Genomic DNA, 11,397 nt, shown 5'->3' with positions numbered 1-11,397 from the left:
AAGCCCTTTTAACAAGAATATTTTAATGTTTCGTGTTTTTTCGAACAAGTTTAAAGAAAATGCTTGCATTGGGATTGAGATGTGTTATACTAATCCCGTAAAGCTGTTACATATCTTGGAGCAGCAAAACTAAGGAGGTTTCATTCAATGGCAACTGCGACAAATATTGAAGAAATGAATAAAACTGCATGGGCTGGTTTTAACGGTCGTCTTTGGAAAGAAGGCATCGACACTCGTGATTTTATCCAAACAAACTACACTCCATACGAAGGTAGCGCTGATTTCTTAGCTGAACCAACAGAAGCTACTAACGAACTTTGGGGCAAATTGCAACAACTACAAAAACAAGAACGGGAAAATGGCGGCGTCTTAGACATGGAAGCTGACGTTGTTTCTTCCGCAAACGCTTATGGCGCTGGCTACATCGACGAAAACTCAAAAGACAAAGAAGCCGTTGTTGGTTTGCAAACCGACAAACCTTTGAAACGTGCATTTATGCCTTATGGTGGGATTCGCATGGCTGAAGAAGCATTAGAAAGCTATGGCTACACACCAAACCCTAAATACACTGAAATTTTCAATGACTACCACAAAACACATAACCAAGGTGTATTCGACGTTTACACTCCTGAAATTCGGGCAGCTCGTCGTAACAAAATCATCACTGGTCTTCCTGATACTTACGGCCGTGGCCGGATCGTCGGCGACTACCGTCGGGTTGCATTGTACGGAATTGACTACTTGATGGCTGAAAAATTAAAAGACCACACAAACTGTGGCCATGGTCAATTCACTGAAGAAGATATCCGTCTTCGTGAAGAAATCAACGACCAATACAAGGCATTAAAACGCATGAAAGAAATGGCAGCAGCTTATGGTTATGATATTTCTAAACCAGCTACTAACGCAAAAGAAGCCGTTCAATGGACTTACTTTGGTTACCTTGCTGCAATTAAAGAACAAAACGGTGCTGCAATGTCTATCGGCCGTATTTCTACATTCTTGGATATCTACATCCAACGTGACTTGAAAAACGGTACATTGACTGAAGATCAAGCACAAGAATTAATCGACCACTTAGTAATGAAATTACGTATGGTTAAATTTGCTCGTATCCCTAGCTACAACGAATTGTTCTCAGGCGACCCAGTTTGGGCAACATTGTCTATCGCTGGTATGGGTATGGACGGCCGTACTTTGGTAACGAAGAATGACTTCCGTTTCTTGCGTACATTGCAAAACATGGGACCTTCTCCAGAACCAAACTTGACAGTCTTGTATTCTTCTCGTTTGCCACAAGCATTCAAAGACTACGCTGCAAAAATCTCTATCGAAACTTCTTCTATCCAATACGAAAACGACGATGTTATGCGTCCAGTATGGAAAGACGACTATGCAATCTGCTGCTGTGTTTCTGCAACTGAAACTGGTAAAGAAATGCAATTCTTCGGCGCTCGTGCGAACTTGGCAAAAGCTTTGTTATACGCAATCAACGGCGGTGTAGATGAAAAGAGCAAAACACAAGTTGGACCTAAATACCGTGGTATCGAAGGCGACGGCGTTCTAGATTTCGACGAAGTAATGGAAAAATATGACGACATGATGGAATGGTTAGCAGGTATGTATGTAAATACTTTAAACTGCATCCACTACATGCATGACAAATATTTCTACGAAGCAGCTGAACTTGCTTTGATGGATACAAACTTGAAACGTACTTTCGCAACTGGTATTGCAGGATTCTCCCACGTAGTTGACTCATTGTCTGCTATTAAATATGCAAAAGTTACACCAATTCGTGACGAAGATGGTTTGGCTATCGACTACAAGATCGAAGGCGACTTCCCTAAATATGGTAACGATGATGATCGTGCCGATGACTTGGCTGTTTGGTTGTTACAAACATTCATGGAAAAATTGGAACACTACCACACTTACCGTAACTCTGAACCAACAACTTCAATCTTAACCATCACTTCTAACGTGGTTTATGGTAAAGCTACTGGGGCTCTTCCTGATGGTCGGGCTGCTGGCGAACCTTTGGCACCAGGTGCGAACCCATCCTACGGCGCTGAAACTCACGGATTGTTGGCTTCATTGAACTCATTGACTAAATTGCCTTACGAATTGGCTTTGGATGGTATTTCAAACACTCAAAGTATCAACCCTGAAGCATTAGGTCATGACGAAGACGAACAAATCGACTCCTTGACTCACGTCTTGGATGGTTACTTCAACCAAGGTGCTCACCACTTGAACGTGAACGTCTTCAACAAAGAAAAATTGTTGGATGCAATGGAACACCCAGAAAAAGAAGAATATGCAAACTTCACAATCCGGGTTTCTGGATATGCAGTTAAATTCATCGACCTTACTCGTGAACAACAAATGGACGTAATTAGCCGGACATTCCACGATCACATGTAAGAATTAGCAAAATAGGTAATACAGGGCGGATGGACGGTGTTCATCCGCCTTTTGCTTCTTATTCGTGGGATTTTTCCGACAATAAGAAGGAAACAAGAAAGGAAGATTGACCAATGTCAGAAAACGAAGTATACGGCATTGTCCACTCTACAGAAAGCTTTGGCTCAGTAGATGGACCTGGAGTTCGTTTTATCGTCTTTATGCAAGGCTGCCGCATGCGCTGCCAATTTTGCCACAATCCTGATACATGGATGTTGCAAAACCCTAAAGCACGAAAACGGACTGCTGAGGACGTTTTAGAAGAAGCTTTGCATTATCGTAGCTATTGGGGACAAAAAGGGGGCATCACCGTCAGCGGTGGGGAACCTTTGTTGCAAATTGACTTTTTGATTGATCTTTTCAAAAAGGCCAAAGCCATGGGAATCAATACGACTATTGATACTTGTGGAGAACCCTTTACAAGAGAAGAACCTTTTTTCAGCAAATTCAATGAATTGATGGAATACACGGATCTTTTGTTGTTTGATATTAAGCAAATCGACGCGGAAGCTCATAAACAGTTGACTCGTCGTTCAAATAAACCAATTTTAGAAATGGCCCAATACCTTTCTGAAATCAATAAGCCAGTTTGGATTCGTCACGTCTTAGTTCCTGAACGCAGTGACTATGATGAATACTTGATTCGCTTGGATACCTTTATTAAAGGGTTAAACAATGTGGACAAAGTGGAAATTCTACCTTACCACACCATGGGACGTTACAAATGGGAAGAGTTAAACTTAACCTATCCATTAAAAGGCATTAAACCACCAACGGAAGATCGGGTGGAAAACGCGAAACAATTGTTGCACACCAGCGACTATACTGGTTATTTGACCCGGCAATAAATGCTTCGGGGAACAGGAAAGAAGTGATTTCTTTCCTGCTTTTTGTTATGATAAGAAAGAATAAATTAAAGGAGCGAATCAAGATATGTCAAAAGTTTTAGTTTTCGGGCATCAAAATCCCGATACCGATGCCATTGGAGCAGCCATTGCCTTTGCGAACTTGCAACAAGCGCTAGAAGTGGAGGCCGAAGCGGTAGCTCTAGGAACCCCTTCAGAAGAAACTCAGTTTGCTTTGGATCATTTTGGCCTAAAAGCACCACGAGTGATTGAAAGTGTGAAACCAGAAACCGATGCGGTGATGTTGGTGGATCACAATGAATTCCAACAAAGTGTGGCTGATATTGCAGAGGTAAATATCTTAGCCGTGGTGGATCATCATCGGATTGCTAATTTTGAAACCGCAAATCCTTTGTTTTACCGGGCGGAACCTGTGGGGTGCACCAGCACGATTATTTACAAAATGTACCAAGAATACGATGTTGAGATTCCTGAAGCAATCGCTGGAATCATGTTGTCAGCGATTATTTCTGATACACTATTGTTTAAATCCCCAACTTGTACTCCAGAAGATGTGAAGGCTGCAAAAAAATTAGCACAAATCGCCAAAACCGACTTGGAAAGCTATGGCTTGGAAATGTTGAAAGCTGGTACCAACTTAGGCGATAAGTCAGCTATGGAACTTTTAGACTTAGATGCGAAAAGCTTCCCTATGGCAGACAAAACAGTCCGGATTGCCCAAGTGAATACAGTGGATCTAGCAGATGTCTTTAACCGTCAAAGCGAATTAGAAGCAGCCATGGTGGCAGAAAACGCTGCAAAAGGTTATGATTTGTTCTTGTTGATTGCCACTGATATTTTGGATAGTAATTCTGAATTATTGGCGATTGGTGCTCCAATTGATGTGGTAGAAACCGCATTTGCCACAAGTTTGACCAACAATCGAGCTTTCTTACCAGGAGTGGTATCTCGTAAAAAACAAGTGGTGCCTCAATTAACGGTAGCATTTGAAGGGTAAATAATTAAGCTTGGGATTAAACTGTTTGATTGAAAGAAATCAAAATAGGAAATCCCGAGCTTTTTTTGAGGTGAGACATGAGATTATATTGCGAAGACAAACAATCTTTATACGATTTACAAACTAAAGCGGCTTTTGCACCTTTAATGAATTTTTTACTAAGGAATCCTAATTGCACGCTGCGTCAGTTAACCGCTGAATTTCCTGAAAAGAGTTTTATAAAATACTTGGAATCTTGTATCCAAGTGGGGTGGATTAAGCGAGAAAATCGCCGGTACAGTATTGCATTGCCCATCTATGGGCTAAAAGAGTACCAAGAAGGCTCTCAAAGTTTGGCAATTACTCAGCTGAGAACAGAGCTAATGGCGTTAGCTCCGGCAGAACTAGCAACAGTTTGCCAAAATGTGATGAGTGCACAACCTGAGAGGGCCTATTTTGTAAATGGGGACTTTCCTTTAGGGACACTTCATCACGGGGGGCTCCCTTGCGAATTACAGGTCTTTAGTATCTCTACTCAGGAAACCAGCCAGGATCTAGCTGGCTTTTTTGAAGCCAATCGTCATTTAGCAGAACCTGTCGTTTACCAAAAATTGCGAGAGCTAATTGGGGATGTGGATGAAGAATATTATTTTCAACAAGTGCAATGGATTTTAAGTCGAGTGATAAAAGAGCGCCCTCAAAAAGCGAGTATTTTTCTCGAAAGCTTAAAGTTAACAGGAGTGTTAGCTGAAGAAAAATTACAAGTTCCTTACTTAAGGAGAATCACAGAAAAAACATCATTAATTGATAAAATTACAGGGTTGAATTATTGGGAACTGACCATTCTATTAGGAAGTTTAGTTGAAAAAGAAGAAAAAGGCTTATTCCAATGGTTTTATAAAGAAAAATGAAACTGTGAAATGAAATAGAAAATAATTAGAAAATAATAAATGTTATGATTGTGTTAGCTTATGTGACGTGGTACACTTTTGATAGAAAGTCAAAAGGAGGACGTCAAAGTGGAAAATTATCAGGATTTGACTGTAGCAAAGAAGCCGAAAGTAGCAGGAGAGGTTGTCACTTTTATTTCTATGGTGGAAGTCGAAAAGGCGCGTAAAGAATTACAGTTGAGCCAAATTGACGAGAGTCATTTCTCCGATGCTGAGATTATTTTAGCCATTCAAAAACAAAAGGAAGTTTCTGCTTCTACCATCGTGCCGGTTATTTTAGATTGGTTAGTAGACTCTAATTTCATCGTTGCTCCGTCACAGGCCGCAGCATACATGAGTAAAGAAGAAAAATATGCCGGTAATGGGCTGCACTTCAAAACCATCGGGGAGTTGGATTTTGACGGCAATGGGAATTACTACTTGGTGGTTGCTTCAAGCTTGAAAAAGAAAGTGGAAGGCATCTACAAAGTCTATACAAATGGTGAAGTTCACGAGCTTGTGGTGGAATAAGCCGTAATAAAAATGAATTGATTCTACTGGTGGTAGATTGTCCCTACAGCAAAGGCATTAAAAGCTGTCAGAAACAATTTGTCGTTAGTAGAATCATTTTTATTAAAAGAGAGTAATGTAAAATGCTGGGCTAATCGATTTTCGTTGTTGGAAAAGTATGAGATAAGTATGCGTAGGAAGATATAAAATCACTAAAAAATCCCTTTAAACCAACAGGTGTAAAGGGATTTTTTAGTATGGTTAAAAGTTTTGCTTCATTTTGTAAGAGTATCTTTTTTTTCCTTGGCAAGGGCATCTTTTTTTAATGACCAGTAGAAGAAAAAGCTGATTAGACAAATATTTGCAACTCCAGCTAGTAACGTACCGAAGTTTGGCAAAATGAACTCACTGCTAAAAACACTATAAAGCACGCTGGCCAGATAAAAAAGAATATCCAGTAACATAAAAAAAGCAATGAAGTGGCTTTTAGGGTTGGAGATGAAACTAATCAAGTAAAACATCATTCCCACAATGGCGATTAAAATTTGAATCCCGGTACCGAGAATATAGGAAAAAGATTGAGTGTCAAAAACGAGAATAAAGGTCCGCATAAATAAGAAGAGATAGCCAATAAAGGTAAAAAGCGAGGCTTCCCGAAATTCCACCCAACGATTAATTCTAACAAAACGGGTAATTAAGCCACTAAAGACCACCATCATAATGATGAAGAGATGGTAAAAGAATGCAGAAACCGGTCCTCCATTGGCAAAGTCTGTATGCAGTGGCAAAGGTGTGGCATAAAAAACATTCTTTTGATCAAGAAATAATAAACAGAGGAGAAAAAATAAAACAGCGATAGAGGCACTGAAGATTGCTAAATGCCCGGATTTGCGATTGGTAAATAACGGTTGATCCATTCCAAAACTCCTATTCATTTGATTAATATATAAAAATAATAACAAAATAATAAGTAAAAGTCGACATAATCTCATTAAAAAAGAGCATTATTCGGAAAAAAGACGAGTTAACAGAATTTTTAGAAAACAATTTTTGCTGAAAAAGCCGAGTTTTCGCAATGAATCACGCTTTTTCTGGCGTTTCAGCTTTTGCTTTTTTATTGGGAAAAGATGAAAAAAAGCAATTTTCCATAAATAAGCAGAAGAAAGTGGAAGCGTAAGGTGGTTTTTTCAAAGATAGAACAAGGACAAAAATTTTCTTTTTATTATGCAACACGGGAGAATTGGCAGATTATCATAATCAAATTCTTAGTTTTGAAAAAAAGCTGGAAAATACGATTGATCCCTTAAAAGCCTAGTCAAATGTTATTTTCTTATAAAACAAGTGATATTTTATTTATTTTCTCATTTTTTATGATGGGTTTTAAAAGAACAAGCATTATGAATATTTTTTTGTAGATTACTGAAAAAATCAAGTACAAACATAATGTAAGCGTGACGAAAAACAAAATAAAGTCAGACGGTATTTTTAAATACAAAAAAATATCCCTCAAATCGTCTTTTTTTGTAATTTTAGGCTTTGAAATTATTAAGGTTGTGTTATTATAATATTAGAAAATATAAGTTCGAAAAGAGCCTAGTTATGAAAAAGATTGCTTTTGTTTTCTGGGAATTTGGAAAGAATAGTGAAAGGAAAGGAAAATGGTATGGTTGAAGAGGTAGTAGCAGAATTAAAAGCCGCTGAAACCCGGTTTCTTACTGGGGAAAATTTCTATGCCCAACATTTCTTAGGGGCTCACCAACTTGAAAACGGTACTTATGTCTTTCGCGTATGGGCACCGAATGCTCAGCAAGTTTGGTTAGTAGGAGACTTTAACGATTGGGAAGATAATTTACCCATGGCTTTATCAAAGGAATCGGGAATTTGGGAAATAGAGACAAAACAGCCAAAAGAAGGGGATTTGTACAAGTTTAAAGTGCGGCAACAAGACGGCCGGGAGCTCTTTAAGATTGATCCTTTCGCGATTTATTTTGAAAAACGTCCTGGTGATGCGGCGGTAGTCTATACAATTCCTAATAAAAAATGGCGAGATGGCTTGTGGCAAGGACGAAAAAAACGTTCCAATCAGTTTAAGCGCCCAATGAATATTTATGAAGTCCATGCTAGTTCATGGAAACATCATGGTGATGGCACACCTTATACCTTTAAAGAGTTAACAAAAGAACTGGTGCCTTACTTAAAAGAGATGAACTACACCCATGTAGAATTCATGCCTTTAATGGAGCACCCTCTAGGTCGCAGTTGGGGGTATCAGTTAATTGGTTATTTTGCATTGAGTTCTTATTATGGCACGCCAGAAGAATTTCAAGAGTTTGTGGAAGCGTGTCATTTGAATAATATCGGTGTCTTTGTGGATTGGGTACCAGGGCATTTTTGCATTAATGACGACACCTTGCCTTATTACGATGGTACGCCAACTTTTGAATATGCTGATCCAGATCGGGCCCGCAATATTCGTTGGGGCTCCATGAACTTTGATTTGGGCAAGCCCGAAGTTCAAAGCTTTTTGATTTCTAGCGCCATGTTTTGGATTGAGATGTATCACTTGGACGGAATCAGAGTCGATGCGGTTTCGAGTATGTTGTATCGGGATTATGATGATGGCCCTTGGACGCCAAATCATGAAGGGGGCAACCGTAATTTCGAAGGCTATTACTTCTTACAAAAGCTAAATGCGGTGATTAAACTGGCTCATCCTGATGTAGTCATGGTAGCAGAGGAAAGTTCTTCAGAAACCAAGATTACCGGCATGATTGAAACCGGCTCATTAGGCTTTGATTACAAGTGGAACATGGGCTGGATGAATGATGTCTTGCGCTTTTTTGAAATGGACCCACTGTACCGGCAACATCATTTCAACCTATTAACTTTTTCTTTCATGTATATGATGGATGAAAACTATATCTTGCCACTATCCCATGATGAAGTGGTTCATGGGAAGAAGAGCTTGATGCACAAAATGTGGGGGGATCGGTACAAACAATTTTCTCAACTGCGGACATTGTTTACCTATCTCATGTGCCATCCCGGCAAAAAACTGACGTTTATGGGAAGCGAATGGGGCCAGTTTTTGGAATGGAAATATGATGAAGGACTGGAATGGGTGGATTTAGACGATGACATGAATTTCAAAATGCAGCACTTCACCCAAACCATTAATGAATTGTATCGCACTGAAAAAGCCTTATGGGAACTAGAAGGCTCTTGGGATACGATAAAAATTATTGATGCAGACAATACGGACGACAGTATCTTGAGCTTTATTCGCCAAGGAAAGACCAAAAAAGATTTCTTAATCGTCGTGATGAACTTGGCTCCAGTGGAACGGCAAAACTTTGCCATTGGAGTGCCTTACAAAGGAACGTATACCGAGGTTTTAAATACCGAAATGGCGGAATTTGGCGGTACTTGGACCAAACACAATCAAGACTGTGAAAGCCTACCTATTGCCTTTAAAGAGTTTGAACAGCAAATTCAAACCATTGTGCCAGCACTGGGTACCTTAATCATTCGTCCTGATCAAATTAATACACGGAAATCCAAAAAAGTTTCAAAGTGAAAGGGGGATAAGGTGAGATTTTTTCACCGTACAAATGAAAACTGAAATGTTAGCCATGATCCTAGCGGGAGGACAAGGAACCCGTCTAGGAAAACTCACCAAAAACATCGCCAAACCGGCAGTACCCTTTGGTGGTCGTTACCGCATTATTGATTTTACTTTAAGTAACTGTGCCAACTCAGGCATTCACAATGTAGGGGTTGTGACTCAGTACCAGCCATTAATTTTAAACAGCCATATCGGCAATGGAGCTAGCTGGGGGTTAGACGGTATTAATTCTGGTGCGACGATTCTACAACCTTATTCCAGCTCAGAAGGCAGTAAGTGGTTTGAAGGCACTGCCCATGCCATTTATCAAAACATCGATTATATCGACCAAATGGACCCTCAATATGTTTTGATTTTATCCGGGGACCACATTTACAAAATGGACTATGAAGAAATGTTGGAAAAACACAAAGAAAACAACGCTTCTCTTTCTGTAGCAGTGATTGAAGTACCACTGGATGAAGCCTCTCGTTTTGGGATTATGAATACCGATGATCACGATCGAATTATCGAGTTTGAAGAAAAACCAGAACAGCCTAAAAACAACTTGGCTTCCATGGGGATTTACATCTTTAACTGGGGGCGTTTGCGGAATGTTTTGGTGAACAGCTACACCAAAGATGGCCAGATGATTGATTTTGGGAAACACGTGATTCCTTCTTATTTAGATAGTGGTGAAAATGTCTATGCCTATCGTTTCCAAGGGTATTGGAAAGACGTGGGGACCATTGATTCTTTATGGGAAGCGAATATGGAATTTATTGATCCGGAAATGAACTTGGAAATTCGGGATAAATCCTGGCGAGTGTATTCCAAAAATCCGATTTCACCGCCTCATTTCTTAACAGAGACAGGTTCAGTGAAAGACTCCTTAGTTTCTGATGGTTGCTATATTGCAGGTTCCATTGAACATTCGATTTTATCCGAGGATGTGCAAATCAAGACCGGTTCTAAGGTTAGCGACTCTGTCATTATGTCTGGGGCGACTATTGGGAAAAATGTTCAAATTCACCGGGCAATAATCGGGGAAAATGCCATTATTGGCGACAATGCAGTAATCGACGGCAGTGATGAAATCGAAGTTGTCGGCTATTCTGAAGTGATTGGGGTGTCTATTGATGAGAACTAATAAAATGTGTGCCATTATGGGGAATTTGACCCGTTTTAAAGAGCTTTTACCATTGACTGAAAACCGACCCATCGCGACCTTGCCTTTTGACTGCAAGTATCGCTTGATTGACTTTAATCTTTCCAGTATCGTCAATGCCAATATTAATACAGTTTTCATGGTTTTTAACGACGATGAAACCCAATCCGTTTTTGACCATATTGGTGGGGGAAAAGAATGGAATTTAGATGGCGTGCAAAATCGCTTCTTTATTAACGTGTACCAAGATTTATTGAAACAAAAAGCCGAACACAAAGCTTACTACGAAAAAGTCATTGATTACTTGAAAAAATCCAAGTCTGAATACGTAGTCTTTATGGGCAGTAAAATGCTTTGCAATATTGACTTGCGGGCAGTTTTAAAGATTCACCAAATGCAAAAAAACGATATGACGGTGGTGTACAAACGAGTAGGCCGGGATAATATTCACCCTAGCGATATGCTTTTGGAAGTTGCGGAAGATGGGAAAGTGATCAGTACCCATGCCGCCAAAGAGAGCAATCTAAGCGAGAAGAATAACTTGGCCATGGATATTTACATCCTGCAAACCCAAGCGCTAATCGAGGCCTTATCCGTGGGGCAAAATACCAATGCTTCCGTAAACTTGGAAACTTTTATGCGCAATATGGTGGTGAATGTAAATAGCTCTTGCTATGAATACACCGGCTATTTAAGCAATATTTACGATGTGGATTCTTATTACAAAGCCAATATGGATATGTTGGATCCGAAGAAATTCAATTCTTTGTTGTACTCCAATCAAAAAATCTATACGAAGTTGAAAAATGAAGTGCCCACTTACTATTCCGACAGCTCTGATGTGGAAAACAGCCAGTTTGCCTCAGGAAGTATCATTG

Annotated in this window: 9 protein-coding genes; 8 read left to right on the top strand and 1 reads right to left on the bottom strand. The window is 39.7% G+C overall.

The window, feature by feature from the left end; all coding sequences use genetic code 11:
* The first annotated feature begins 147 nt into the window (after positions 1–147).
* The 5 genes from pflB to AB5754_RS04000 all read left to right on the top strand — a co-directional run bounded on the left by pflB (position 148) and on the right by AB5754_RS04000 (position 5,768).
* Positions 148–2,427 (top strand): formate C-acetyltransferase, encoded by a 2,280-nt coding sequence (gene pflB, locus AB5754_RS04020; protein ID WP_311833316.1) that lies wholly within the window; start codon positions 148–150, stop codon positions 2,425–2,427.
* Positions 2,428–2,540: 113 nt separating this feature from the next.
* The gene (gene pflA / locus AB5754_RS04015; RefSeq protein ID WP_311833317.1) at positions 2,541–3,314 is read left to right on the top strand and encodes a pyruvate formate-lyase-activating protein; all 774 of its coding nucleotides are present in this window, start codon (positions 2,541–2,543) and stop codon (positions 3,312–3,314) included.
* Between the two features lie 85 nt (positions 3,315–3,399).
* Positions 3,400–4,329 carry a manganese-dependent inorganic pyrophosphatase gene (locus AB5754_RS04010; RefSeq protein ID WP_368252248.1) on the top strand — a complete coding sequence of 310 codons (930 nt, stop codon included), beginning with the start codon at positions 3,400–3,402 and terminating at the stop codon, positions 4,327–4,329.
* A gap of 77 nt (positions 4,330–4,406) precedes the next feature.
* Positions 4,407–5,219 carry a DUF1803 domain-containing protein gene (locus AB5754_RS04005; protein ID WP_368259473.1) on the top strand — a complete coding sequence of 271 codons (813 nt, stop codon included), beginning with the start codon at positions 4,407–4,409 and terminating at the stop codon, positions 5,217–5,219.
* Positions 5,220–5,327: 108 nt separating this feature from the next.
* Positions 5,328–5,768, top strand: a complete 441-nt coding sequence (locus AB5754_RS04000) for a hypothetical protein (protein WP_311833320.1) — start codon at positions 5,328–5,330, stop codon at positions 5,766–5,768.
* A gap of 254 nt (positions 5,769–6,022) precedes the next feature.
* Here AB5754_RS04000 and AB5754_RS03995 read toward each other — a convergent pair whose 3' ends face one another.
* The gene (locus AB5754_RS03995; protein ID WP_368259472.1) at positions 6,023–6,664 is read right to left on the bottom strand and encodes a hypothetical protein; all 642 of its coding nucleotides are present in this window, start codon (positions 6,662–6,664) and stop codon (positions 6,023–6,025) included.
* Between the two features lie 746 nt (positions 6,665–7,410).
* On the opposite strand from AB5754_RS03995, the gene glgB reads away from it, so the two are divergent.
* The 3 genes from glgB to glgD form a co-directional block, all read left to right on the top strand.
* Complete coding sequence (gene glgB / locus AB5754_RS03990) at positions 7,411–9,324, top strand: 1,4-alpha-glucan branching protein GlgB (protein ID WP_368251994.1); 1,914 nt, start codon at positions 7,411–7,413, stop codon at positions 9,322–9,324.
* Between the two features lie 34 nt (positions 9,325–9,358).
* A complete protein-coding gene (locus tag AB5754_RS03985) occupies positions 9,359–10,501 on the top strand; it encodes a glucose-1-phosphate adenylyltransferase (protein ID WP_311833323.1) in 1,143 nt (380 codons plus the stop codon).
* Positions 10,491–11,397, top strand: a 907-nt coding sequence (glgD, locus tag AB5754_RS03980; RefSeq protein WP_368259471.1) for a glucose-1-phosphate adenylyltransferase subunit GlgD, incomplete at its 3' end; no start/stop codon positions are given. The genes AB5754_RS03985 and glgD, both read left to right, overlap by 11 nt.

This window comes from Enterococcus sp. 2201sp1_2201st1_C11_2201SCRN_220225 (genome assembly GCF_040925905.1).
GTDB lineage: Bacteria > Bacillota > Bacilli > Lactobacillales > Enterococcaceae > Enterococcus_C > Enterococcus_C asini_A.
The sequence above is the reverse complement of the archived record's forward strand: the minus strand, read 5'-3'. Positions and strand labels throughout refer to the sequence as shown.